Raw genomic sequence first — 24,995 nt, forward strand, 5'->3', positions numbered from 1 at the left:
AACAGATCACATCTCTTTCTGATGCCAAGCCTGCTAGTGGCAGATCACGTTATTTCTTTCCGTTAAACTTGTTCATGGCAGAATCCACGCCGTTTTCCATGATCTCAACAACTGCATCCGCAGCGTTCTGTTCCGCCTCATCGACGGCTTTCCGGTCCTCGCCCTCAAAGTGTCCGAGAACCCAGTCCACCATATCCCATTCCTTGGGCTTCTTGCCGACGCCTACACGAATCCTTGAAAACTCGCTGTGTCCAAGCTGCGCGATGATGTTCTTAAGTCCGTTGTGTCCGCCGGCGCTTCCCTTGGGACGAACCCGAATGAGCCCCGGATCAAGATCCACATCATCTGAGATTACGATAAGATTGGTCTTGGAATCCACCTTAAAATAATTGCATAAAGGTGCCACCGCCTCACCGCTAAGGTTCATATAGGTAAGGGGCTTGACCAGAATGACTCTTTCATTTCCGATCCTTCCCTTGCCGTAGGCCGCCTTGAACTTAGTCTCTGTAAGGCCGATATTGTATTTATCCGAAAGCACATCAATGGTCTCAAAGCCCACATTGTGCCTGGTCTTAAAGTATTTCTTCTCGGGATTTCCCAGTCCCACTATTACAAACATGTTTCCGTCTTCCTCTTCCTTCTTATATGAAAAGAGCTTTCTCAAAAACTCAAACATTCCCCACCCCAACTATTCCGGATAATTAAATGTGCTCACAAATAATAGCAGAAACACAGATAAAGTCAACTATTTCTCCTATCAATCATAGCATGTTATAAGGCAAAAACGGGAGGCCCCTAAAAGCCTCCCGTCATATTCTTTAGATCCAACTATATAGCAGCTTCGCAGCTCCGCCTCCGCAGCCTGTCCAACTATAGGAAAAGCCACAGCTTCGTCCCTGCACCGGCCCCTTAAGCAAACGGCGGATTTTCTGCCGGCGCCTCCGGCGCCGCATCGCCACCGCCCTCTTCATCGGGTGGTGCTGCCTTGTCAAAGGCCTCGAGGATGGCGTCCTGCAAGATCTTGCGGGTGTCGGAGTTGATGGGATGTGCGATATCCCTGTACTCGCCGTCAGCCGACTTCTTGCTGGGCATGGCAATGAACAAGCCACGCTCTCCCTCGATAACCTTTATGTCGTGAACAACAAACTCGTTATCAAAAGTAACTGATACTACTGCACGCATCTTTCCCTGTTTGGCAACTTTTCTAACACGGATGTCTGTTATCTTCATATTGTTGTCCCCCTCTTATGGAAACTATGTCAGATCACGTATCTCTCATTGTTTTCGACTACAATCTTTATGCCATTTTCTTCTTTATAATAAGAGTTTGCCTGGATGGTTCCATGGCTCTCAACAATGCAGTTCTCAATGTGTGAGTTGTCTCCGATGTACACATCATTAAGAATGATTGAATTCTTGATATAGCAGTTGTTTCCGATGAATGCACCCTTGAAGATCACTGAATCCTCGATGGTTCCGTTTACGATACATCCGCTGGAAACCAGGCTGTTCCTGACGCTTACGCCTACATTATATTTAGCTGGCGGAAGGTCAACCACCTTTGTGTAGATTCCGGGATGCTCGCGGAAGAAGTAATGACGAATCTCGGGCTTGAGGAAATCCATGTTGGTTCTGAAATAATCCTCAACAGAAGCGATGTTGCTCCAGTAGTCCTTGATCTTGTAGCCATAGATGCGCTTCATGTCCTTATATCTTACAAGGATATCTCTTACGAAATCGTAGCGCTCCTCTTCCTCTGCTCTCTCAATAAGCTCGATGAGCTGTCTTCTTCTGATAACGTAGATACCGCAGGAGATGGTGTTGGACTTGGAAACCACAGGCTTCTCCTCGAACTCCTCGATCCTGCTCTCTTCGTTCATACGGATGGTTCCGAATCTCTCGGTATCGATGGTTGCAGGCATATCCTTGCAAACAACGGTGATGTCGGCCTGCTTCTGAATGTGGTACTCAAGAAGTTTGCCGTAATCCATCTTGTATACACAGTCTCCGGAGGTAATGATCACGTAGGGTTCGTGACAGCTCCGAAGGAACTCGAGATTCTGTGCAATGGCATCGGCTGTGCCTCTGTACCAGAGATTGCCTGACGCCTTAACCGCAGGGGTGAAAACATATAATCCTCCCTGCTTACGTCCGAAGTCCCACCACTTGGAGGAACTTAAATGTGAATTAAGACTTCCCGCATTGTACTGGGTAAATACGGCAACTGTCTGGATATGAGAGTTTGTCATATTACTCAGTGCGAAGTCGATACTTCTGTAAAAACCTGCAACAGGCATTGCGCACACAGCCCTCTTCTTGGAGAGGTCCTGCATTCTGCTGCTGCTTCCGCCTGCCAAAATAATACCAATCGCCCTCATTCTCAATCACCTGCCTTATCTAATGTTCGTCCGCTGTCGAGGACACCGTCTTTGTAGTCTTCCGCTGTTGTTTTGCCGCAGACCATAGTGTTCTTGCCGATAGTAACATTGTTCGGAATAACGGATCTCTCTCCGATGGTGACTAGACCTTCACAATAAATTCCGGGCTTGGTCTCATTCTCTTTTTCCTCGAAGGCACCGAGCTTAACGCCCGAGCCGATCTTGGCCTTCTCGGCGATGATAGCCTTCTCAATATTACAGCCCTCGCCAATCTCCGTCTCGTTCATGATGATGGAGTGGCTGACAACCGTATCCTTGCCGATCTTGACGCCGGGTCCGATAACAGAGTTGTAAACCTTACCGTAAATCTCGCATCCCTCGCCCACGATACTGCGTTCGATGGCGCTGTCGCTTCCAAGGTACTGAGGCGGCTGCACGTCGCTGGCGGTGTAGATCTTCCAGTACTCCTCGTAGAGGTTGAACTCGGGAACGATATCGATGAGCTCCATGTTGGCTTCCCAATAGGAAGTCAGAGTTCCAACATCCTTCCAGTATCCGTCAAACTCATATGCAAACAGAGACTGACCCTGCTCCTTGCAATAAGGGATTATATGTTTACCGAAATCAAGTCCGGCCTGATCTTTATTCTTGATGAGGGCATCCTTAAGAGCCTGCCATGTGAAGATATAAATACCCATGGAAGCCAGGTTGCTGCGCGGATGCTCAGGTTTCTCCTCAAAGTCCACAATGCGCTTGTCATCATCTGTGATCATGATACCGAATCTGCTGGCCTCCTCCATGGGAACCGGCATAACGGCGATGGTAACATCTGCGTTGCTGGATTTGTGGAAATCAAGCATGGTCTCATAATCCATCTTATAAATATGGTCACCCGAAAGGATCAGCACATATTCAGGATTATAGTTCTCCATGTACTCGAGATTCTGATAGATAGCATTGGCGGTACCTGTGTACCATTCGCTGTTGGCGCTCTTCTCGTAGGGCGGAAGAACCGTTACTCCTCCGAAGTTACGGTCGAGATCCCACGGAATACCAATGCCGATGTGAGAATTAAGTCTGAGCGGGCGATACTGTGTCAAAACACCTACTGTATCAACACCCGAATTGATGCAGTTGCTGAGCGGGAAATCGATGATTCTGTATTTTCCCCCAAAAGAAACTGCAGGCTTTGCCATTTTAGAGGTCAGCACTCCCAATCTGCTGCCCTGGCCACCTGCTAAAAGCATGGCGATCATTTCTTTTTTTATCATGTTCCACCTCGCTGCGCATAAAAGAATTCGCTTTTAACTTATTATAAGTATATCACTCAAACATGCGAAAAAAAACCATTTACTCGGTTCTCTTTATATTTATTTTAAACAAATTTCGCCCGGTGTTTTTTGACTTTGAGAAAATAAGTGTTAGAATATTATTTCGTAAATCATCATATTAAATGTGTGAAGAATCGAGGCAAATTAATGTTCAAAATCGACTTCAAAAATCCCATTCACGTATATTTCATGGGCATCGGCGGTATCTCCATGAGCGGTCTTGCACAGATCCTCATCGAGGAAGGCTTTAAGATCTCCGGATCCGACAACAAGAAGTCCGCCATTACAGAAGCCCTTGAGAAAAAAGGCGTCGAAATATTTTACGGACAGAAGGCCGAGAATATCTCCCGGTCAAAAGATATAGATGTTGTAGTCTACACAGCGGCTGTGCATCCTGACAATCCTGAATTCGTTGCAGCCAAAGAGGCTAACCTTCCGATGCTCACAAGAGCCGAGCTCCTTGGACAGATCATGAAAGAGTACGAGCTTCCCGTAGCCATCGCAGGAACCCACGGCAAGACCACCACAACCTCAATGCTCTCCAAGATCCTTCTTGAGGCAGACACGGATCCCACCCTCTCCATCGGCGGAATCTTCAAGGACATCGGCGGCAACATCAGAGTCGGCAAGTCAGAGTACTTCGTTACTGAGGCCTGCGAGTACACCAACTCCTTCCTCAGCTTTTTTCCCAAGATCAGCGTAATCTCCAACATTGACGCAGACCATCTGGACTTCTTCAAGGACCTTGACGACATCAGGCACTCCTTCAGAAAGTTCGCCCAGCTCCTTCCGGCTGACGGAACCCTGGTCATCAGCGGCGACATCGAGAATCTCACTGAGATCACAGACGGCCTTGAATGCAAGGTTCTTACCTACGGTTCAAAGGACAGCTACGACTTCTATCCCACAGACATCGTCTATGACGACCTCGGCAATCCATCCTTTACGGCACACCTTCCCGGGGAAAAGAGCCTTCAGGTAAAACTGGCAGTTCCCGGAATCCACAACGTATATAACGCTCTTGCCGCCATAGCTGTGGCAACTCTTCTTAATATAGAAGATGAGCACATTCTTTCCGCCCTGTCACTGTTCGGCGGAACCAGCAGGCGCTTCGAGCACAAGGGAGAGATTGGCGGAGTCACCATCATTGACGACTACGCTCATCATCCCACAGAGATAAAGGCCACTCTTACAGCAGCCCAGAACTATCCTCACAACAAAATCTGGTGCGTATTCCAGCCACACACCTACACCAGGACGAAGGCTCTTTTGAATGAATTTGCAGAGGCTCTTTCCCTGGCAGATCATGTGATCCTGGCAGATATCTACGCCGCCAGAGAGAAGGATAACTTAGGCATCAGCTCCAGAACTCTTCGCGATAAGATCGTTGAGATGGGGCACGAGTGTAATTATTTCCCGACAATTGAAAACTTTAATGAAATCGAAAAATTCCTTCTGCAAAATTGCACTAAGGGTGATTTGTTGATAACCATGGGAGCCGGAGATGTTGTTAAAATCGGCGATGAGCTCCTTGGCAGATGATACTTATCCACATTTCCACCCACGGAAAACAGATTTTTAAAACGAGTTTTGGTGGAAAAGTCCGGCTGTATTAAACCCACAGCCGGACTTGTTTATACTATTTTTATAAAAAATAATCCACGTTATCCACATTGTCCACAAAATTAATAAAACTTCTAAACCTCCCGTGTTTACTGGATTTCTTCGTCACTTTTACCCATATCATTTTAAAAATCCCCATGCTATAATCTGAATTGTTCCGACAGGAAACACAATTTTCTTCTCGGATTTTTAGTAAAGCAGGTGATGAAAGTTTATGATGGGGAGAGTATCTATTAGTTCAGGCTATGGGGAGGACTCAACAAATGTTTCCAACATATTTATTGATGAATACATGTCAGAAGCGAATGATGCGCAGATTAAGATCTACCTCTTTCTTCTGCGTATGATGAGTGCGAATTTACCCACCAGCGTTCCGGCTCTGGCGGATAAATTCAATCATACTGAAAAGGACGTTCTGCGGGCTCTCAAGTACTGGGAGAACAAGGGACTTATAAGCCTTGAATACGACGGTGCACAGCACCTGACCGGAATCCATATGGAGGATATAACTTCCGCCAACGCAAGGAAGTACGGCAGGCGCAGGGGCGATACAGTGATCACTCCGGTGACCGCTTCCGCTCCGCAGGTTGTGCAGCAGTCTATGCCTGGGACTCCGGCCTCTGTTACCGCCATTCCTACGCGAAATGTAGCAGAGGTTGCTTCCAGGCCAAGCTACACTGCAGCCCAGCTTCGGGCATTCAAGCAGGCTGAAGGCGCAAGTCTCCTTGCTATTGCAGAGCAGTATTTCGGAAGACCTCTTAGTTCCAACGAGATGTCGATCATATATTACATCCGGGACGAGCTGAAGTTTTCCGACGAACTTTTGGACTATCTGATGCAGTATTGCGTCGATAATCATAAGACTGATTTCCGTTACATGGAAAAGGTTGCCATTAACTGGAGTCAGAACAGCATCGTAACGCTGGAACAGGCACGCACGGAAACCTATAAACATGACAGTGACATCCTCACTGTTATGAAGGCCCTGGGTATGGAAAATAACCCTACCGATAAGGAGACTTCCTTTATAAACCGGTGGCGTAACGAGTTGGGGTTTTCGATGGAGATCATTTTGGAAGCCTGCGATCGCACTGTTTTAGCGGTGCAGAAGAACCGCCTCAAGTACTGCGACGGTATTCTGCAGAACTGGCATAAGAACAAAGTTGTTACAAGGGAGGATATTGCCGGTTTAGATGCATCGCATTCCGCGGACCTGGCCAAGAAGACCAAGTCTCGGGCTTCCGTATCTTCCATCGACACCAAGCTTCGCTCCGGCGAATCATCTATTCGTCTGGGCGACAACCGGAACCGCTTCAATCAGTTTGAACATAACAACGTTGATATGGACGAGCTTGAGAAGCTGCTTCTGGACAATTAAACCTTGCATGATTGGGGAATCGGGCAAGGCAAGATTCATAAGCTCGGCCCTGTGCTTTTGGTTCGGCGGCGGCATCAGCCTTCCCCGAAACACGTACAGGGCCATAGTTTATGGAATCCTCTTCTAAAAAACCGCGGCAAATGCGTGTTTATCGAACATACAGAAAGGTTCTTCTATATGTCACTTACCAATTCACAATACGATGCGATAATGCATGAATATGAAGAGAGGCGTTCACTTCACAGACAGGAGCTGGAGGAACGCCTTCAGAGCGTGTATGAAAATGTACCGGGCTACAAGGAGCTGGAGGATAAGACCTCTTCTGTCAGTGTGGAATTCGGCAAAAGGCTTCTTCGGGGCGAGGTTCTTCCCAAAGAAGATCTGGCAAAAGAGCTGGCGCAGATAGCTGCCCAGAAACAAATGCTCCTGGTGCAGGCCGGTTACTCAAGGGACTTTCTCGATATGGGCTACACCTGTCCCGACTGCAAGGACACAGGCTATATCGGCAACGAAAAGTGTCACTGCTTCAAGCAGAAGATCGTGGACACCCTCTACAACAAATCCAATCTCCGCACCCTGACAAGGCAGAACAACTTCAGGATCATGTCCAGGGACTACTACAAGGGCGATGATCTAAGCAGATTCAACGGCGCAGTAAAGGCTGCTGAAGATTTTATAAATAATTTTGACACCGACTACCAAAATTTATTCATTTATGGTACAGTAGGGACTGGTAAATCCTTCCTATCAATATGCATCGCAGACGAACTGCTGAAAAAAGGCCATTCCGTCATATATTTCAGCTCCACGGGTCTGTTTGAACTGCTTGGTGAAGTTACCTTCAACAGAGACAACAGACAGGATCTCCAAAATGTTTTCGGAGAGCTTCTGGAATGCGAGCTTTTGATAATCGATGACATGGGCACAGAGATGGTCAACAATTTTGTACTGTCCAAGCTCTTCTCTCTCCTCAACGAGAGGGATCTGCGCAAGAAGTCCACAGTCATCACCACTAATTTTGCACTGGACCAGTTGCAAAACACTTACTCGGACCGTATTTTCTCAAGGGTTACAGGCAATTACAAACTCCTTAAGATATCGGGCCCCGACATTCGAAGATTAAAGAAACTGGCCAAAAAAGAAAGCGAGGATCTTAAATAATGCCAAGAAGAGAAGAGAAACGTAATCTGGAGACTATTCCTGTAGGCTCCTTAGGTATGATTCCTCTTAAAGGTATTAAACCACTTGCAGAAAAAGTTGACTATTATCTTGTAAAGTGGAGAGCTGAAAGAGAAAATGAGCACAAGGGCAGCCTTGCCTTTACCGGCTATGAGCGTCCCTCATACATTCTGGATGCGGAGGTTCCAAGATTCGGAACCGGTGAAGCCAAGGGAGTTATCAAGACCTCTGTAAGAGGTGACGATCTTTATCTTTTGGTGGATGTTTGTAACTACTCTCAGACCTATTCGCTTTTTGGTCAGGAAAATCATATGTCTCCCGACGATCACTATCAGGATCTTAAGAGACTCATTGCTGCTGTAGGCGGAAAGGCCCGCAGGATCACAGTTATCATGCCTTTCCTCTATGAATCAAGACAGCACAAGAGAAGTTCAAGAGAATCTCTTGACTGTGCTATCGCTCTTCAGGAGCTGGTAAGCATGGGCGTTGACAATATCATTACCTTTGATGCCCACGATGCCAGAGTTCAGAATGCTATTCCTTTAAACGGATTTGAAACAGTCCGCACAACTTATCAGTTTATAAAGGCTCTCCTTCGAAACGTTGATGACCTCAAGATCGATTCAGAGCACATGATGGTAATAAGCCCGGATGAGGGCGGAATGAGCCGTGCAATCTATCTTGCCAGCGTACTTGGCCTTGATGTTGGTATGTTCTACAAGCGCCGCGACTATACACAGGTTATCGACGGCAGAAATCCCATCATCTCCCACGAGTTCCTGGGAAGCAGCGTTGAAGGCAAGTCCGTTATCATCGTAGATGACATGATCTCCTCAGGCGAGAGCATGATCGATGTAGCAAGAGCCCTCAAGGAGAGAAAGGCCGCAAGAATTTATGCCTTTTCAACCTTCGGTCTTTTCACAAACGGTCTTGATGAGTTCGATCAGGCTTACAAGGACGGCGTCATCGACAGAGTACTGACAACAAACCTGGTATATCAGAGCCCCGAGCTCCTTTCAAGAGAGTGGTATATCAGCTGCGATATGAGTAAGTACATCGCTTACCTTATCGATACACTTAACCACGATGCTTCCATCAGCGATCTGCTAAACCCCGTTGAGCGTATCAACAGCATCATTGAGCGCTACAACAGCGGAGAGCTCAAGGCATCCATGGAAGCCGAGAAGAAAGCATAAGAGATATAAATAACGATCCTGCCTTATGGTCTATTTTGACAAGACCATAAGGCAGGATTTTTAATTTGCATATTGTCAGGCTGTTTTTAAAGAAGAATTCAAAAAGCTATGCCTCTAAAAGCTTTACTATGTCCATCAGGCAATCTACCCTTGCATACAACTTTTTTGAAAGTTCCTCATCCGGCTCCGTTAAATCCGGAACCATGATGACATTGCAGCCGGCGCCGTAAGCACTGGTCACACCGTTTGGCGAGTCTTCAACAGCAAAGGTTTCCGAAGGGTCAAGCCCCAGCTCTTTGCAGGCAAAGGCATAGATATCCGGAGCAGGCTTTCCAAGGGCCACCATGTTAGCGCAGATGATCTTGTCGAAGCTGTCAAAAAGACCTATCTCCTTGAGCAGGCGCTCCGCACGGCCATAGTTGTTGGCGGTGGCAAGAGCTGTCAGGTATCCGTTTTCCCGAAGCCAGGTCAGTATCTCTTTTGCCCCGGGCTTAAGGGGAATTCCGCTCTCTCCCATCATCTCCTTAACAATGCCTTTTCGATACTCTCTTACCGTCTGATAATCAAAATCTTCCCCGAACCATTCCTTAAACTGCCGAGGCGCAAAGGGGCGGCCAAGAGACCGCAACTGAAGCGGCATCCAGGGTTCAACCTTGTAGCCAAAGTGCTCAAGAGCCTTTGGCCAGGCTATCTGGTAGTATTTCTCAGTATCTGTCAGGGTGCCGTCAAGGTCGAAAATCACCGCTTTGATATTGATGCTGTTATTATCGCGATTGCTCATATAAATCCAAAAACCTCTTTATTCCCTCAATTCATTAATGACGATATCAGAATCCAAGATTATCGTTTACAAGAACTACATGGATCCTGTCTTTGTGGCGGGAATACCTTGTGATAAGGAACTGACAGCAGATGGTGTCGGGAGATTTGCAGTCCATGCAGGCTCCGGTCTTGGCGCAGGGAGTGTTAAGGCCGAACCTCTGAGCATTGATGGGAGCCGCAACATTTCTTGCTCTCTTCATGGCGCCGTCAATATCCTTGCAAACCTTGTTCATGCCAACAATAAATACCACCTTCTTAGGTCCCTGGGCAATGGCTGAAACTCTGTTGGAATTGCCGTCAATGTTCACTAGAACGCCATCTTCCGTCATGGCATTAACGCTTGCAAGAAATACATCGGCGTCGTAAGCAGCCAGCATAGCTGCTCTCTTATCCTCTGCCTTATCCCTGTCTATAAAGTTATAATTTCCGTTCTTAACAGCTTCCACCAGGCCGATCTCATGGGCACTCATGGCACCGCCCATGGTCACACTGCTGCCCTCGGGAATAAGACTCAGGGCAATCTTTAAAGCTTCATCTGCATCCTTGGCATAGTATCCGGACATATTCCTGGACTCCAGACCCTTTATAACAGTCTGTGCCAGCAGTTCATTTCTCTTTACGATATTCTCATTCATAGCCAAAACCTCCTACAATACATGATCCGTCAAAACAACTGCTTACATTTTAGCATAGAAAAGCCCCCGTATGTCTTTTCAGAAAACATTCGGGGGCTTAATCTTTGCCGAGTATGTATTTAATGGTGATAAGCACAAAGAACTCCGATTGTCAGGAAGTCCTTGGACCATTTATGCTTCAGTATCAGTGTCCGCCTGCGCCTTCTGATCCTTGGCCTGACTTGCCGGATCCGCTTCCGGGCATTCCGGGTGTAACCTGACCGTCATATCCGCCTGCTCCGCCTTCTTCGCCGGCGTTGGAATCAGAGCCCTTTGATGAGCCTGATGCTGCTCCGAGAGTCACGTCATAGGTGTTCTCAACGTACTCTATGCCGTTCTGTCTCATAACCTTGATCTGTACAGTGGTTCCGGCTGCATAGTACTGAAGTCTTGTCTGAAGGTCATCCATTGAAGTGATCTCCATGCCGTCGAACTCTGTGATAACATCGCCCTTGGCAATTCCTGCTGCCTCAGCGCCGCCGCCTCTTGAAACTTCAGCAACGTATACGCCCTGAGGAATGCCGTAGCCTGCTGACACATCTGCAGTTACGCTTACACCGGAGATTCCGATGTAGCCTCTGTCCTCTGCGGATACCTTAAGCTTGGTCTGTTCATTCATGAGCTTGTCGATGATAGGCTGAGCAACTGAGATAGGGATAGCATATCCCATTCCTTCTACAGTCTCGCCACCGATCTTATTGGAGTTGATACCGATAACCTCACCCTGGATGTTAAGAAGCGCACCGCCTGAGTTACCGGGGTTGATAGCTGCATCTGTCTGGATAAAGGTCTGTGTCTTGCCTTCTGAGATCTCTACTTCTCTGTTGAGGGCTGAGATAACGCCTGTGGTAACTGACTGGCCGTAGCCAAGAGCATTACCGATGGCAATTGCAGGCTCACCAAGAGTCAGTGCATTACTGTCTCCAAGAGTTGCAATCTTGATGGTCTCTCTGGTCTCTGAGGAAATATCATCAAGCATTACTGCGATAACAGCAAGGTCCATCTCTGAGTCTGTACCCTTTACAACTGCCTCAATTGCAGAATCATCTGAGAATATAACTTCCAGTGTATCTGCTCCTTCTATTACGTGGTAGTTGGTTGCGATAAGAAGCTCTGTGTCATTCTCGCCAACGATGATGCCGCTGCCGGATGCTGTTGCTTCTTCCTGAGTTACGTATCCAAAGTAGCTTGCAGATGCTGTGTAGTTGTTGTGGATCATTACCATTGCAGGCATAACCTCTGAAACAACACCTGTAACGTCTGTAACTACAGCAAGGGACTCGCCTGAAACCGTGGTTGTCTTGATGGGAGTCTCATCCTCCTGCCTCTGAGTGTTGTCAGTCACTGTGGAATCGGTCTGATCCTGACTCTCCTGTGTGGTCTGAGTATCGTTCTTGGCAATAAATGCCTTGTTTACTGCATTGTAGCCAAGTCCTACACCGCCCACAACAAGTGAAAGTGCAACGATGGCTGCGATCACCTTAAGTGCTGTGTGTTTCTTTTTGGGCTTTACAGGAGGAACATTGCCGCCGTTTCCGTTATCGGTGCTGTACTGATATGTTCCGTAGGAAGGCTGGCTGCTCTGGCCGTAAGAATATCCTGAACTGTAGCTTCCGCCATAGCTGCTTCCTGCCTGGCTCTGGCCATAGCCTGTAGCTGAAGAACTCTGGCCATATGAACCTGCGCTTGTTCCCTGGCCGTAGCCATAGCCTGTGCCGCCCTGGCCGTAGGAACTTCCTGCCTGGCCCTGGCCGTAACTGCTTCCCGATGCGGAAGGACTTCTGAACTGTCCCTGCGAGTAGCTGCTCTGACCGTAACCGGTACCATGTCCATATGAGCTTCCGGTTGAACTCTGGCCATATGCGCTGCTTGCCTGGCCCTGGCCGTAGGAGCTTCCGGTGCTTCCCTGTCCATAGGAACTGCCGTAGCCTGTGCTGCTCTGTCCATAGGGAGTACTGCTGTAGGTGCGCTGGCTGCTCTGTCCGTAGGAACTTCCCGCACCGGCTGCAGGCGCTGACTCCTGACCGTAGTTGGTATATGAATTCTCCGAAGCATGCTCCGGTTTGTTCTCTTTTGCCTCCTGCCCCAGGTCTGTAGTGGGTGTTGAGCCCGAATTGTTCTCGTTAGTTGTCATCTGATCATTTTTGTCGTCAAACATGTCGTGAACCTTCCTTTCGTTTTCATGGCTCTAGTATAGTTTTAGTCTGTGATAAAATTGTGTTTTAAATATTATAAAATAATTAATAATGGCCGTCACCACTGTTTATGCGGTTCCGGCCATTTTTTAACAGAAGATTATTAAATTTATGAACTGCTCACTGATCTATATCTTGTATCAGTCCTCGTATCCGTTAGGATTCTGGCTCTGCCATCTCCAGGAGTCCTCGCACATCTCGCGGATGCCGTTAACTGCCTTCCAGCCCAGCTCCTTCTCAGCCTTGTCAGCCTTGGAGTAGCAGGTAGCGATATCGCCGGCACGTCTCTCCTTGATCTCGTAAGGGATCTTAACGCCTGTTGCTTCCTCGAAGTTCTTAACGATATCAAGAACGCTGTATCCAACACCTGTACCGAGGTTATAGATGTTCAGGCCGCTTCCGGGAGCCAGCTTTGCAAGTGCCTTAACGTGTCCAACCGCCAGATCCACAACATGGATATAATCTCTGACACCGGTTCCGTCGGGAGTATCATAGTCATTACCGAAGACATTGAGCTTGGGAAGCTTGCCAACAGCAACCTGTGTTATGTAAGGCATAAGGTTGTTGGGAATACCATTGGGGTTCTCACCGATGGTTCCGCTCTTGTGAGCACCGATAGGATTGAAGTAACGAAGCAGCACTACATTCCACTCGGGATCAGCCTTCTGGATATCAGACAGGATCTGCTCCAGCATTGACTTGGTCCAGCCGTAGGGGTTTGTGCACTGTCCCTTGGGGCACTCCTCAGTAATGGGAATAAATGCGGGGTTGCCGTAAACTGTTGCTGAAGATGAGAAGATGATGTTCTTGCAGCCATGCTTTCTCATGACATCCACAAGAGTAAGTGTTCCTGTGATGTTGTTGTCATAATATTCCCAGGGTTTCTGAACAGACTCTCCCACTGCCTTAAGTCCCGCAAAGTGGATAACGCTGTCGATCTTCTCATTTGTAAAGATCTTCTCAAGAGCCTCTCTGTCTCTGATGTCAGCCTCATAAAAAGGAACTTTCTTACCGGTCAGGGCTTCAACCCTCTTAAGGGACTTCTCACTGGAATTGGCAAGATTGTCCATTACCACAACATCATGTCCTGCATTCTGAAGCTCTACAACTGTGTGTGAGCCGATATATCCGGCTCCGCCTGTTACAAGAATTGCCATATCTACCTCTTTTCTAAAAAGCGAAATTTGTATTTATGTTCTTTTGTAACTGTATTGTAGTAAAAAGAGCCATCACAGACAATCATCTTTTGTTATCACTGCCTGTCAAAATGTTAAATCTTATGCTGTCTCTTTTCCCGGTCACAGCTCAATGCCATTAAGCTTGCAGAGCTCTCTGGCTGACTCAACGGAGTCTATTCCTTCTTTATTCTTAATAGGTGCAAACTCATGCTCTCTTACTACCTCATAAGGAAGGCAGGTATCCAGCATGTGGATCATATCAAGAACCAGCTGCTCAAACTTGCAGCCATTGGGCTTCTCGGGCTTGATGAGGTTTGCGTTGTCATCGATGTAGGGGATCTTCTTCTCTACAACGTGGAGAGGAAGGCTCTTCTTGGCAATCTCAAACAGGTCTTTTTCGCGGAAAAGATAATTCAAGATCACACCGTAGTTGTAGGCGGGATCTCCGTTCTCATCCCTGGCATCCATCATCTCCTGTGACAGCTCGTAGTACTCAACGATAGAGGGCTTGCCGTCCTCAAGGCACATAACACCTACCTTCTCATCGGGAGCATTCTTTCTTACAACCTTGGCACCGCAGGAAACATCTGCAGTGAGAGTAGCGCCAACAAAGCAGGGGTCGCAGATCCTCTGAAGTACGTTGTCAACGGCAAAGATGTCAATCCACTCGATGCCCTCCTCAAGGATAAGGTCGCGAAGTCCGGCCTTAAGCATAGAAGTGTACCAGCCGGCGTTGCCGTTGGGGGATGTAGAGATGCGGGACTTGCTCTCCATGTAAACTCTGCCCTCGTAGTCAGAAGCGGGAGCCATGTCCTGCTTGAAGAAGGTGACCTTCTCTTCGGGATATCCAAAGTAGTTGTGCTCCTTAAGGAATGCCACAGTGGCATCGTTGTTCTTCTCACTGGTCATGATAAAGAGCCTTATGTAATTGCCGCCTGCTGCCTTAACCGTGTCCAGAAGGTTCTCGATTATCCTCTGGAAAATGTAAACGTGCTTTGTAAGTCCGATGTCGTACATGCCCTTGGGATTGTCGCTGCCAAGCCTTGTGCCCATGCCGCCTGCAAGAAGACATGCCGCAACCTTGCCGGAAATAAGGGCCTCAACGCCCTTTGCCCAGAACTCATCCTTGCGCTCTAATATCTCGGGAACCTGCATGGCTGCCAGGGGTGCGAACTCACCTCTTGCCTCGCCCTTTCCCAGGTTCTTGCAGTTTGCAAGAACAGAGAAATCGGTCTCATCTATCTGTGTAAGGAGCTCCTGCCTCTGTGACTCATCAAGGTCCTCATAGTACTTGAGAACATGCTGCTGTCCGAACTGCTCCAGTTTCTTTCTGGCTTCTTCTAAAGTCATTGAATGTACCTCCTTGATATAAATATCAGTTTCCTTTTATAGCACCTACTATATTACCACATATGTTGACGATAAGTTCCTAAAAAAGTATAATTATAAAGGCTTTGCGGCAATGTCACAAAGCCTCTTTATCTGTTATTAATATGTTTTTGGAGTTGTACCCAAGTGGTTGAAGGGTCCGGATTCGAAATCCGGTAGGTCGGTTTTGCCGGCGCAGGGGTTCAAATCCCCTCAACTCCGCTCTTGCTCTGTCTTTAAGACAGAGCTTATTTTTTTAACAGAATCTTAATACCAATGAAAAAGAACTTCGGCAGCGTATACTGTCGAAGTTCTCTTCATAATCATAAGAATGGTCTTACAGCGTAGGTGTGGTCCCGCAGATTGAGCACACCATACGGCCACCTGAATAAACATTATGCTGAGTATCCTTCTTGCACTTTATGCAGTAACGGATCTGTGTTGGAGCGGCTTTGCTGTTCTTGCCTCCTGAATTTGCTGACATGCCTCCGTTGATATTTTCCAGGTCGTCATCATTCAGACTCTTATTCAGAATAATATCTCCCATCTCTACCATCTCCTTTACTTATATTATTTCTCAGGTTCGCGACACTTCATGACCTTGTATATGTTTATACGAACCACTTCATCCTGTGGCAAAAGAACTTTCGAAAAGCCAGTCACGGTTTCATCTCATCAGCTTTTTGCCCTTCTGCTTTTCAAAAAACTCATCTATGTTGGCGATAAGTTCTGCCGGAGGCATGGTCTTTAAAAGATATTTCTCTGGCTTTAATGCCACCACGTTAAGGACGCTCTCCTTATCCCCTTTATTGGTAAGGAACATTACGGGAATGTCGCTGGTGGAGGATTCGCTCCTTAGCATTTCAAGAACCTTGGGGCCTGTGGTCACCGGCATCTCATAGTCCAGAAGAATGAGGTCAACTTCGTTCTTGGCAAGGAAAGTAATTGCCGCCATTCCGGAGTTCACCATGAACACCTGATACTTATCGGAGAGCCAGCTCTTTATGGTGCGAAGCATGGTTCCATCATCGTCCACCACAAGGATACGCTTTTTCTGGAGGCGAATACCCTCTTTTTCCACCACATCAATCATCTTCCGGCCCAGTTCTTTTACATTGACGGGTCGCTCAAAAACCGCAGCAATCCTGTCGGAGGATACGCGGGAAGTGATCTTTGCCACCTCGTCAGGGGATCCGATAATGCTGATGGAGAGATCATCCTCCACCTCCCTGTCTCTTAAGTACACAAAGAACTCCATCATTTCGTCCAGATCATCGATGTACACAAGATAGACAGTGGGCTTATTCTCTATTCTCTCCACCTCAGTAACATTGGGATTTGCCTGGATCACCTCAAAGCCCTCTTCCTTAAGTTCCTTGGCGATGGATGTCACCATGAAGCTCTTTCCGCCGCCCACAAGAAGTACTCTCTTGTCCATTTGAAATTCCTCATTTTCTTAAGGCTTCCGCCATAGCCGCATCAGCAGTTTCCGCCCGGTCAAAGGCTACAGTATCTGTAAAAGGCCATCCCTGTCCACTGCTGCCATCAGCTCTTTTACCTTATCGTACTTGTCCTTGCAGCTTTCAGGGATACGGTAATCCGATAACATATTCATTATACCATCTGCAGTATCAAAATCGTAGGCATCTATAAGTTCCTTCATATCTCTAAAGGCGCCCATAAGCTCGTCCTCAGGGATTTCCGGCTTATTCTCATCATCCTCAGGTTCTTCCGCCGCAGAGAGCTTGTCCTTGTAGCTTCTGTAAAGGGAAAGAAGCTCCGGGGTCTTTGCCCTGATCTCTTCAAGGTTTTCCTCGTTCCCCGCCGCCTCAAGATGTGCCGCAATTCCGGAAAGCTCCATTGCGCCTATGAGCCTTGCGGAACTCTTAAGGGCGTGGACAGCAACGGTGTAATTTCTTATATCCTCTTTAGATGCGAAGTTTTCGATGTTATCAGCCTTACCGTCGATGGATACCAGGAACTCCTTCACCACTTCCCTGAGAAGTTCCTTACTTCCGCAATTCTTCTCGGCTTCCTCAAGGTCCACTCCGGAAAGCTTTGTCAGGAAGTCTGCATCTTCAGCGCCGCCATTTTCCGCACCACCTTCATCAGCGGCTTTCCAGTCTTCCTGCCCGTTTCCGGCATCTGCTTCTGACGCCGCAAGTATCTTCTCCTTTGGCAGATAGTCCTCCAGCATCTTCTCCAGCTCTTTTCCGTTGACGGGCTTAGCCAGGTAATCGTCAAACCCGGCCGCCAGATACTCATCCCTGGCTCCGGAGCCCGCGTTGGCGGTAAGTGCAATGCAGGGAACGCCCTCGTTAAGATTTCCTTCCAGCACCTTCATGGCAGCGAGAGTTTCCAGGCCGTCCATTTCCGGCATTCTGTGATCTATGAAAATAGCATCATACTTTTTCTTCTTTACCTTTTCCAGGGTCTCTAGGCCGCTCTCGGCGGTGTCTACCTTTATCTGCGTACTCTTAAGAAGCCCCTTCACTACGGTGAGATTTATGGCAGTGTCATCAACCACCAGGATTTCCGCATCCGGTGCGCGGAAGGCCTCATGATACTTCTCAAGGCTGGCCAGATACTCCCTGTACTTGGCCTTAAAGTCGCCGATGGGTTCACGGTCTACCACCTTCTGAACCACCTCGAAGGAAAAATCCGAACCCTCGCCGTAGACGCTCTTCACTTCAAGCTTCGTGTCCATCATGGCCAGCAGCTTTTTTACAATACTCATGCCAAGACCGGTCCCCTCAATGGTCCGGTTTCTGATCTCCTCAATCCTCTCAAAGGGGGAAAAGAGCTTGCTAAGATCCTCTTCCTTTATTCCGATGCCTGTGTCCACCACCCGGAATCTCAGTCCGATGTTGTCCTCATCAATATTCCTGAAGGACACGCTCATGGTGACACCGCCCTTTTCCGTATACTTAACGGCATTCGAAAGCACGTTGGTCACGCACTGTTTGATCCTCACTTCATCTCCGCAGAGGATGTTCGGGATGTCTTTTTCCACATTCACGTCAAAAGAAAGTCCCTTGTCCTCAGCCTTGGCGGAAATCATATTGATAAGATCGTTTATTGTGGAGCTTAAGTGATACTCCACCGGAAGAATGTCCATCTTCCCCGCCTCGATCTTGGAAAAATCAAGGATGTCATTGATTATGCTAAGGAGAGAGTTTCCTGCGCTCTTGACATTCTGGGCGTATTCCAGAGTCTGAGGTTCCCTGCTCTCTCTTAAGATCATCTCATTCATGCCGAGAACTGCATTTATCGGAGTTCTGATCTCATGGGACATATTTGACAGGAAGCTTGATTTCGCTTCACTGGCCTTCTGGGCCACCTCCAGCTCTTTTTCCAGCTCCTGCTCTTCCTGGAGCCTGCCGATATATTCCTCCACGGATTTAACCGTGGCCTTAATGGAATCATTGACCACCCTGATCTCGTCGTGGGACCTTACCCTCAGCCTGTCAGCTTTTTTGCCCACTTCAAGCTTCATGTCATCCGGTGCGCCGGCGTATTCATTCATGAAATCCGACATCATGCCAAGAGGCATTCCTATGGTAATCTTGGCGTAGTAATGAGCTAAAGCCGCCAGCGGCACACCTATGCAGAGCATCATCAGTACCATCTTCACATCGTAGCCAAAGGCCTTCACGTTAAAAGAAAACTCCATGCTCTGAATGTGATCAACAAACGCCTCCCGGTCTGCTTCAGACAGAAACATGTCGTCGTCAAAATCAAATTGCTGCGTTGTGGTGGTTTCCTCACTTACCACCGATTCCGGATCGATATTGGAGATCATCATTTCTTTCAGATCAGGGAAAAGAACTATCATAAACACTCCGACCGAGATGGAAAGGATCAGTTCCACGCTTATGATGATCAGGGAAATCTTCATACCTACTCTGGTTTTACGAAGATCTCTCCGCAGTTCCCGGTTATCCCTGAACACCCTTGTATAGCCGATTGCCAGTGGGAACATCATCTTACAGATGTCCGGGACTTTCGTAAAATAGATATGCAAAAGAAAGCCGCAGCCAAAGATAGCCACCGCATCCCTTGTAAAATAAGTCCCAAGCTTCATTCCGTATGCCACGATTTCCTCAACCGAATATGCCCCGTCGGGCACAATGGTCAGGCATGCCATCTCTATGAAACCTGTAAGCGCCAGAGTTATCACTCCGGCCAGAACTGTCTTTTTTACCTTATCAAACCATAAATACTGGGAAAACAAAGAGAAACAGATGGCCGGAACAAGGAAAATGGCCATCTTATAGGCATTGCTCATGTCAAGAACAAGGCAGAAGATAAAAGATATCATGAAACTCGCCATGGATATCACATATCCATAGAGTCCTCCCAAAAGAAGGAATGGGGTGACAGCAAAAGCCATGAGCACAATGCGTCCCGAAGATACTGTCATGAGATCGGCCCGCAACGAAGATGCTACGCTTGCTGCGGTAAGTGCAGCAAATACAATGATGCCGATAATCTGAAAAGCGATCCTCACTGCCGTTTTAAATCCGGTCTCAGTATACTTTCTGCTGAATACTCCCATGGATACCTCTCTTATGCATTTGAAAAGCCGGTCAGAAAGTGAACTTCAAAACCAGCTCACTTAAGGTTCTGTAGGTCCCCCGGGGCACCGAAAACTTTTTTCCATCCTCCATTAAGACCGTGTCCTTTGTGATCTTTAAGACCTTCTTGAGATTGATGACGCTCTTGACCCCGAGAGGATAAAAATAGGGATAGTCCAGCTCATCAGCCAGCATCTGCATTGTGCTGCGGATGAGGAAGTTGTCATTGTCAGTCACTATGCGCTTGTAGTGGTCTTCGGACTCGATGTAGAGAATGCTGTCCACAAGAACCTTGTGGATCTGCCCGCTGTCTCTGAAGGTCAGGTAATGCAGCTCCTCACGCTCCGTGCACACCCTGTCGAAGGCATCAAAAAACTCCTCCTCAAGAATGGGCTTTTCAAGATAGTGGACCGCGTGGATCCTGAAAGCTTCCTTGTAAAAGGCATTTGAAGAGGTCATAAAAATAATCCGGGCATCATCATTGTTCTTCAGGATAATATCAGCGAGCTCAATCCCGTTGATCTTATCGATGTAGATGTCCAGAAGGAAAATGTCGTAGACTTTTTTCTCAAGCCCCTCAAGCATGTCCAGGGAGGAATAGAAAATGTCCACCTCAAATTCCTGCTCCGGATGGAGCTTCTTATATTTTTCCAAAAGCTCTGCCGCCTCAGCAGCAGAGCTCTTTTCATCGTCGCATATGGCAAGCTTGTACATGTTGCCCCCCAACCGTGATATTGGCTAATGTCTTCCGGCTTTTGGCTCGCGGCTAAGGCCCTTCCTAAGCCGGTGGGCCTTAGCCCTTAAAGTCTATGCTCTGTCCGATGGTCTTCTCGTATGGGGTCTGTACTGAGTTGGCCCGCATACTGAAATTGTAGTCGTCTATTTTCTTAAGGAGTTCCTCAACGGAGTTTGCCATGAGGATCTCGTAATCCTCCTCGTCCTCGTTGGCGACGGCCTCCCCGGCCTTACCGGCTTTTTCGGCAATCTTCTCCTTTAGTTCTTCAGCCTGTTCCTTCTTGGCCGCCTTCTTCTCCGCAGCCTTCTCAGCGGCTTTCTTTGCAGCTCTCTTCTCCTGGAGCTTTGCGCTCATCTCCTGAGAGGACTTGCTCATTACCGCAAAGAAGCTGGCTGTTCCGTTGTCATTAACCTGCATTCCGATGGTCTTAACCCCGGGCTTGCTTGTCATGGCAGCCTTGAGCTGAGGCATCTTTGTTGCAGCCTGGGCGATAAGTCCCTCATACTTGGCCCTGTACTCTGGGTCCGTGGCCATGCGCTCAATCTTTTCCTCGTCAATGAGCACAACCATTCTGTTGGCGTTCCCAAAGGAGCTGGCGCTCTGCTTGGCTGTTTCCTTCATGTCCTTGCTCACAAGAACGAAGTCCATTCCGGAATACTTTTTCTTAAGCTCATCGTAATACTTGGCAGCCTCCTCGCTGAGCTTCGGCTTGCCAAAGGTTTTGCCGTAATTGGCAGGTGCTGCCGTCTTAGCTGCATCTTTAGCTCCGGCGGCCTTGGTTGCCTCATAAGCCGCGCTGCTGTTATTGGCAGTGATCTCAGAAATGTTACTCATGGTTCCCTCCTTTCAGCGAACGAACCGCATCCTGTACGTAGGTCGTGCGCTCTTCGGCATCCTTGCCGATATAATTTCCAGTCACATTTATGCTCATGGTTATAGCTTTCTTATATCGTATATCGGAAGAATGTCGGGATTTCTTTATAGTAACGACGTAGTTTTTTCAGGCTTTCCGAAATATGTCGGAGACTGCAAAACCAGCTCGCAGCTTGGGTTTTACTCCTCCCACATGCCGCTGGCATCATAGTTTCCTATTATCCCCACATGCCGACGGCATCTTAGCAGCTTACTCTCTCCACATGCCGCTGACAAAATACATAAGTGCCATCCAGGTATATACCGAGTAGAAGATTCCGTGATCGTCTACGCCCTTCTTCAAAAGCTCTTTTGCCTTATCTTCGCTCACCAGCTCGAAACCGTCAAAGCACTCCTGGCCCTCTGCCCCCATCTGGGTGAGACTGTTAAGATCCGGAAGTCTTAATACCACGCACACAAGGCCGTTGCTCTCGTCAGTCATTCCGGGGCTGCTGAAAACCAGCGGATTGATAAGGTGGATGTGGTCTCTGTTCGGATCAAAGACTATTCCGGTTTCCTCATGGATCTCTCTTATGGCAGTGGCAAACAAAGGCTCTTTTTCCTGTGCATCCTCCGGATCCAGAAGACCCGCAGGCACTCCCAGAAGGAATCTTCCTGTTGGATATCTGTATTCATAGGACAAAAGAAGCTTCGGCTCCTCGCCCGGCAGTTCAATAATAACCGCGCAGCTTACGGCGTCCGGAAGCATCTTCTTAAATTCCTCATCAGTCTTCACCGCAGCCAGATTCTCTTTTGCCCGGCGCGTAGCGTCGAAATAGTGACGTCCCTCCTGATAGTGCAGGTCAAAAACCCGCAAAAATTGCTTATCCACCACTGTCTCAACACAGTCCGGTGTGATCTTATATCCTTCCATGGCTTTCCTCCTGATTACATTTTATTGCGGCGAGCTTGCGCCTTCGCCGGCGCCATAGTTTTCAGCATGCCGGTCCGCGCCTTCGCCGGTGTCATAGCCCCGGGCCGCGTCACATCTGGTGGCGCACCACTTTATACTCGTCCCCGTCCTGATAGTACGGGCAGTCTTTGCCGCTGTTCATCATGCGGCCGTAGTCGTCCTCGTCCATGTTAACCATGCAGACGTAGCACTCCCAGTCGTCATCGTATGCGTAATTTGCGCAGGTATCGCAGATCATGTGTATTCTCCTGTCTTCTTGATATTTCTGTTTTTCCACTAATTATACTACCAAATGCGCTAAGGATAGGGTAGCTTTACACCATGCACTAATGCTATGTGTGCCGCAATCCTTAATTATCCGCATTGTAGGCATATGCTTTATGGGCATATCAGTCTCTTTATGAGCCAAGTATTCTTATATTCTAAATTTTCGGCACATGAAAAACGTTAATCTTTATCGCTTCGTATGCCTAAAGTCGAGGAAAGCACCTATTGCGGCTCATGGATTTCCCAGAAAAAACATTTTCATGTGCCGAAAATCAGTACCTCTTACGCATTTGGCACATCTTTACAGGTATTTGAGGTGTTTTCGTGTGCCACAAATCATCGTTTCTTACGCATTCGGCACATACTCATAAGTATTTATGCCTTTTTCATGTGCCGAAAAATGTCATTATAATCTTTTGTGGCATATAAAAGATCTACCGGAACTCAAAAGAATCTTTTCCGTGTGCCGCAATCCACCATTTAAAAGTTCATGCTTTCTATGTAGTCCTCATCAAAGCTGTCTGTTGCTGCAAGCTCGATCACTTCAGCACAGCGGGCAATGCGCTCGAGGTCATTCCTGGGATCACCGGGATTCTCCTCCGAGTCCTCCCCGGAAAGCTGCTTCTCAATGTACCTTATGGCCCCCTTCAGGGAAGCGTTACCTACAGCCACTGTCCTTCCCTCAAACTCCGGCGGCAGCATTTTAAGGTAATGTATTTTCTCTGTATCTATATGGCTTCCAAAGCCCCCGGCGATGTAGACCACTTCCGGAGGATCCGGCGACTTTCTAAGAAGCGTCCTTATCCCCGAAGCAATCGCTGCCTTTCCCATCTGAACATTTCTGATGTCATTCTGGGTAAGCCACACCTTTCCATCTTCAGTCACAGGAAATCCCCGGTCAAAAAACTCTTCTGCCAAAAGCCCGGTTTCATCCACAATTCCGCATCTTACAAGTTCCGACACAAGCTCCATCACTCCGGTTCCGCAAAGGCCGATGGGAGGCTGATTTTCTATCGTCGATACCCTCACCCGGAATGTCCCCGGGGATGATTTAATATCATAATAGTAGGTAGAGCGTGATTCTGATTTCTCACCATTTTTTACAATATCCACATGTGCTATGGCTCCCGGCACAGAGGCCACTCCGCAGGAAATCCCGCCGGCTTCGAACACAGGTCCCGCCGCAGTTGAAGTAGCTTTAATCCTGCCTCGATCCAAAAGGGCCATCTCACCGTTGGTTCCAAGGTCGATGAAAAGAGATGTCTGTGATGAATTTCCATCTATATAATACAATCCCGAGACGATGTCTGCACCTACAAAGGCAGAGATTCCGGGAAGCAGAGTCACCTCTGCGTTCTGCAAAAGATTTCTTCCAAAAGGAAACGCTTTCCCTTCTCCGGCATCATCAGATGGCTCTTTCCCCCATCTAATGCTTTCCTGCTCCAGAGACACAGGTGTATAGGGATACACGCCAAGCCCCGACACGTCCTTGCCTGTCAGAAGATGGAGCATAGTGGTGTTTCCGGCGATAACTATTCCCAAATCTGCAGCCGTACGGTTTCCGGTAATGTTATGCACATTATGAGTCAGCTTCATCATCAGATTCTCTATGTCGTTGCGGACCAGGTTCCTAAGGTCGCTCCCGGTTTCTTTGGATCCGGTGGCCGCAGCTATTCTTGATATCACATCCGCGCCGTACTTTCGCTGAGAGTTTACGCAGGACGCGGAGGCGGCTATGCGGGATTTGTTTCCGCAGACTTCTACCAGTGCAGCTGCGATTGTGGTGGTTCCAAGGTCAATGGCGATACCGTAGTGGCAACCGGAAGAATCGGCAGTCGCATCATCACCGGATACGTCTGCAGTTTCCGCCGCCATCTCTCTTTCATCAGCGCCATATCCTATCTCCACAGCGCAGTCCTGTGTGGGGCGGCACCTGCAAAAGAGCCTTACGCCTGCATCAATCTCATGGGGAGTCAGCTGTTTCTTTTCCCCGGGAGTAGGTATTGGGGCACCGAAGGCAAAGCGGACCTTGCACTTGCCGCAGATTCCCAGCCCGCCGCAGGGCATGCTGACGCGAAGACTCGATTCCAAGTGATGCTCCTTGGGACCAACGCCATCTGACATTTCAGTCTTTGAGCAGTCAGCCTCAGAATCTTTCGTATCAGATATCCCGGGAAGGCTGTCCCTTAGGCTTTCCCCGGCTGTCATTGTAAACGCAGTGGTTCTGCCATCTTTAATTACTTCGACGCGAATTATTTTTTCCATATA

At 48.0% G+C, this 24,995-nt stretch carries 21 protein-coding genes and 1 tRNA gene; 5 read left to right on the forward strand and 17 right to left on the reverse strand.

Annotated features, from left to right (window positions below; translation table 11 throughout):
* Positions 1–49: 49 nt before the first annotated feature.
* The 4 genes from pth to T456_RS0109025 all read right to left on the reverse strand — a co-directional run bounded on the left by pth (position 50) and on the right by T456_RS0109025 (position 3,649).
* The gene (pth, locus tag T456_RS19665; RefSeq protein ID WP_278246918.1) at positions 50–676 is read right to left on the reverse strand and encodes an aminoacyl-tRNA hydrolase; all 627 of its coding nucleotides are present in this window, start codon (positions 674–676) and stop codon (positions 50–52) included.
* Between the two features lie 233 nt (positions 677–909).
* Positions 910–1,230 carry a septation regulator SpoVG gene (spoVG, locus tag T456_RS0109015; RefSeq protein WP_024865850.1) on the reverse strand — a complete coding sequence of 107 codons (321 nt, stop codon included), beginning with the start codon at positions 1,228–1,230 and terminating at the stop codon, positions 910–912.
* A gap of 29 nt (positions 1,231–1,259) precedes the next feature.
* A complete protein-coding gene (gene glgD, locus T456_RS0109020; protein WP_024865851.1) occupies positions 1,260–2,378 on the reverse strand; it encodes a glucose-1-phosphate adenylyltransferase subunit GlgD in 1,119 nt (372 codons plus the stop codon).
* A gap of 2 nt (positions 2,379–2,380) precedes the next feature.
* The gene (locus T456_RS0109025) at positions 2,381–3,649 is read right to left on the reverse strand and encodes a glucose-1-phosphate adenylyltransferase (RefSeq protein ID WP_024865852.1); all 1,269 of its coding nucleotides are present in this window, start codon (positions 3,647–3,649) and stop codon (positions 2,381–2,383) included.
* Between the two features lie 207 nt (positions 3,650–3,856).
* Here T456_RS0109025 and murC point away from each other — a divergent pair, with 207 nt between their 5' ends.
* The 4 genes from murC to T456_RS0109045 all read left to right on the forward strand — a co-directional run bounded on the left by murC (position 3,857) and on the right by T456_RS0109045 (position 9,085).
* On the forward strand, positions 3,857–5,251 hold the full coding sequence (murC, locus tag T456_RS0109030) for a UDP-N-acetylmuramate--L-alanine ligase (protein WP_024865853.1): 1,395 nt from the start codon (positions 3,857–3,859) through the stop codon (positions 5,249–5,251).
* Positions 5,252–5,546: 295 nt separating this feature from the next.
* A complete protein-coding gene (locus tag T456_RS0109035; protein WP_051465008.1) occupies positions 5,547–6,710 on the forward strand; it encodes a DnaD domain protein in 1,164 nt (387 codons plus the stop codon).
* A gap of 177 nt (positions 6,711–6,887) precedes the next feature.
* Positions 6,888–7,871: an ATP-binding protein gene (locus T456_RS0109040; RefSeq protein ID WP_024865855.1), complete on the forward strand. Its 984-nt coding sequence runs from the start codon at positions 6,888–6,890 to the stop codon at positions 7,869–7,871.
* Entirely contained in the window at positions 7,871–9,085 is a 1,215-nt protein-coding gene (locus T456_RS0109045; protein WP_024865856.1) for a ribose-phosphate pyrophosphokinase, read from the forward strand. The genes T456_RS0109040 and T456_RS0109045 overlap by 1 nt, the downstream gene beginning before the upstream one ends.
* 106 nt (positions 9,086–9,191) lie before the next feature.
* On the opposite strand, the gene T456_RS0109050 is transcribed toward T456_RS0109045, so the two are convergent.
* The 5 genes from T456_RS0109050 to T456_RS0109070 all read right to left on the reverse strand — a co-directional run bounded on the left by T456_RS0109050 (position 9,192) and on the right by T456_RS0109070 (position 15,304).
* A complete protein-coding gene (locus tag T456_RS0109050) occupies positions 9,192–9,866 on the reverse strand; it encodes an HAD family hydrolase (RefSeq protein ID WP_035801730.1) in 675 nt (224 codons plus the stop codon).
* 46 nt (positions 9,867–9,912) lie between these two features.
* Positions 9,913–10,542 (reverse strand): lactate utilization protein, encoded by a 630-nt coding sequence (locus tag T456_RS0109055; RefSeq protein WP_024865858.1) that lies wholly within the window; start codon positions 10,540–10,542, stop codon positions 9,913–9,915.
* 184 nt (positions 10,543–10,726) lie between these two features.
* Positions 10,727–12,739 (reverse strand): S1C family serine protease, encoded by a 2,013-nt coding sequence (locus T456_RS23070; protein ID WP_024865859.1) that lies wholly within the window; start codon positions 12,737–12,739, stop codon positions 10,727–10,729.
* Between the two features lie 177 nt (positions 12,740–12,916).
* Positions 12,917–13,933: a UDP-glucose 4-epimerase GalE gene (gene galE / locus T456_RS0109065; protein ID WP_024865860.1), complete on the reverse strand. Its 1,017-nt coding sequence runs from the start codon at positions 13,931–13,933 to the stop codon at positions 12,917–12,919.
* A 141-nt stretch (positions 13,934–14,074) separates the two neighbouring features.
* On the reverse strand, positions 14,075–15,304 hold the full coding sequence (locus T456_RS0109070) for a UTP--glucose-1-phosphate uridylyltransferase (RefSeq protein ID WP_024865861.1): 1,230 nt from the start codon (positions 15,302–15,304) through the stop codon (positions 14,075–14,077).
* Positions 15,305–15,455: 151 nt separating this feature from the next.
* Here T456_RS0109070 and T456_RS0109075 point away from each other — a divergent pair.
* A tRNA-Ser gene (locus T456_RS0109075) sits at positions 15,456–15,544 on the forward strand.
* Positions 15,545–15,659: 115 nt separating this feature from the next.
* On the opposite strand, the gene T456_RS0109080 is transcribed toward T456_RS0109075, so the two are convergent.
* From T456_RS0109080 to T456_RS0109120, 8 genes are all read right to left on the reverse strand, one after another.
* Positions 15,660–15,869, reverse strand: coding sequence for a hypothetical protein (locus T456_RS0109080; protein WP_024865862.1), 210 nt, complete (start codon positions 15,867–15,869; stop codon positions 15,660–15,662).
* Between the two features lie 120 nt (positions 15,870–15,989).
* Positions 15,990–16,760, reverse strand: coding sequence for a response regulator (locus T456_RS0109085; RefSeq protein WP_024865863.1), 771 nt, complete (start codon positions 16,758–16,760; stop codon positions 15,990–15,992).
* A gap of 66 nt (positions 16,761–16,826) precedes the next feature.
* Positions 16,827–19,880 (reverse strand): hybrid sensor histidine kinase/response regulator, encoded by a 3,054-nt coding sequence (locus T456_RS0109090; protein ID WP_024865864.1) that lies wholly within the window; start codon positions 19,878–19,880, stop codon positions 16,827–16,829.
* A 31-nt stretch (positions 19,881–19,911) separates the two neighbouring features.
* Complete coding sequence (locus tag T456_RS0109095; protein ID WP_024865865.1) at positions 19,912–20,613, reverse strand: LytR/AlgR family response regulator transcription factor; 702 nt, start codon at positions 20,611–20,613, stop codon at positions 19,912–19,914.
* A 79-nt stretch (positions 20,614–20,692) separates the two neighbouring features.
* Positions 20,693–21,469 (reverse strand): DUF6033 family protein, encoded by a 777-nt coding sequence (locus tag T456_RS0109100; RefSeq protein WP_024865866.1) that lies wholly within the window; start codon positions 21,467–21,469, stop codon positions 20,693–20,695.
* 289 nt (positions 21,470–21,758) lie between these two features.
* Complete coding sequence (locus T456_RS0109110; protein WP_024865867.1) at positions 21,759–22,421, reverse strand: NUDIX hydrolase; 663 nt, start codon at positions 22,419–22,421, stop codon at positions 21,759–21,761.
* Positions 22,422–22,530: 109 nt separating this feature from the next.
* Positions 22,531–22,698: a DUF6472 family protein gene (locus T456_RS22790; protein ID WP_197026874.1), complete on the reverse strand. Its 168-nt coding sequence runs from the start codon at positions 22,696–22,698 to the stop codon at positions 22,531–22,533.
* A gap of 509 nt (positions 22,699–23,207) precedes the next feature.
* On the reverse strand, positions 23,208–24,992 hold the full coding sequence (locus T456_RS0109120) for an ASKHA domain-containing protein (protein ID WP_024865868.1): 1,785 nt from the start codon (positions 24,990–24,992) through the stop codon (positions 23,208–23,210).
* Between the last annotated feature and the right edge of the window lie 3 nt (positions 24,993–24,995).

This window comes from Butyrivibrio sp. FCS014, from assembly GCF_000526935.1.
GTDB lineage: Bacteria > Bacillota > Clostridia > Lachnospirales > Lachnospiraceae > Butyrivibrio.

Bases quoted from the DNA above. Each gene is read 5' to 3' on its own strand.
- glgD (WP_024865851.1), bottom strand. From the start codon at position 2,378: ATGAGGGCGATTGGTATTATTTTGGCAGGCGGAAGCAGCAGCAGAATG.
- T456_RS0109095 (WP_024865865.1), bottom strand. From the start codon at position 20,613: ATGTACAAGCTTGCCATATGCGACGATGAAAAGAGCTCTGCTGCTGAG.
- T456_RS0109085 (WP_024865863.1), bottom strand. From the start codon at position 16,760: ATGGACAAGAGAGTACTTCTTGTGGGCGGCGGAAAGAGCTTCATGGTG.
- T456_RS22790 (WP_197026874.1), bottom strand. From the start codon at position 22,698: ATGATCTGCGATACCTGCGCAAATTACGCATACGATGACGACTGGGAG.
- T456_RS0109025 (WP_024865852.1), bottom strand. From the start codon at position 3,649: ATGATAAAAAAAGAAATGATCGCCATGCTTTTAGCAGGTGGCCAGGGC.
- T456_RS0109050 (WP_035801730.1), bottom strand. From the start codon at position 9,866: ATGAGCAATCGCGATAATAACAGCATCAATATCAAAGCGGTGATTTTC.
- T456_RS0109100 (WP_024865866.1), bottom strand. From the start codon at position 21,469: ATGAGTAACATTTCTGAGATCACTGCCAATAACAGCAGCGCGGCTTAT.
- T456_RS0109110 (WP_024865867.1), bottom strand. From the start codon at position 22,421: ATGGAAGGATATAAGATCACACCGGACTGTGTTGAGACAGTGGTGGAT.
- T456_RS0109070 (WP_024865861.1), bottom strand. From the start codon at position 15,304: ATGACTTTAGAAGAAGCCAGAAAGAAACTGGAGCAGTTCGGACAGCAG.
- T456_RS23070 (WP_024865859.1), bottom strand. From the start codon at position 12,739: ATGTTTGACGACAAAAATGATCAGATGACAACTAACGAGAACAATTCG.
- murC (WP_024865853.1), top strand. From the start codon at position 3,857: ATGTTCAAAATCGACTTCAAAAATCCCATTCACGTATATTTCATGGGC.
- T456_RS0109080 (WP_024865862.1), bottom strand. From the start codon at position 15,869: ATGGGAGATATTATTCTGAATAAGAGTCTGAATGATGACGACCTGGAA.
- T456_RS0109090 (WP_024865864.1), bottom strand. From the start codon at position 19,880: ATGGGAGTATTCAGCAGAAAGTATACTGAGACCGGATTTAAAACGGCA.
- T456_RS0109055 (WP_024865858.1), bottom strand. From the start codon at position 10,542: ATGAATGAGAATATCGTAAAGAGAAATGAACTGCTGGCACAGACTGTT.
- spoVG (WP_024865850.1), bottom strand. From the start codon at position 1,230: ATGAAGATAACAGACATCCGTGTTAGAAAAGTTGCCAAACAGGGAAAG.
- T456_RS0109035 (WP_051465008.1), top strand. From the start codon at position 5,547: ATGATGGGGAGAGTATCTATTAGTTCAGGCTATGGGGAGGACTCAACA.
- T456_RS0109040 (WP_024865855.1), top strand. From the start codon at position 6,888: ATGTCACTTACCAATTCACAATACGATGCGATAATGCATGAATATGAA.
- T456_RS0109045 (WP_024865856.1), top strand. From the start codon at position 7,871: ATGCCAAGAAGAGAAGAGAAACGTAATCTGGAGACTATTCCTGTAGGC.
- pth (WP_278246918.1), bottom strand. From the start codon at position 676: ATGTTTGAGTTTTTGAGAAAGCTCTTTTCATATAAGAAGGAAGAGGAA.
- T456_RS0109120 (WP_024865868.1), bottom strand. From the start codon at position 24,992: ATGGAAAAAATAATTCGCGTCGAAGTAATTAAAGATGGCAGAACCACT.
- galE (WP_024865860.1), bottom strand. From the start codon at position 13,933: ATGGCAATTCTTGTAACAGGCGGAGCCGGATATATCGGCTCACACACA.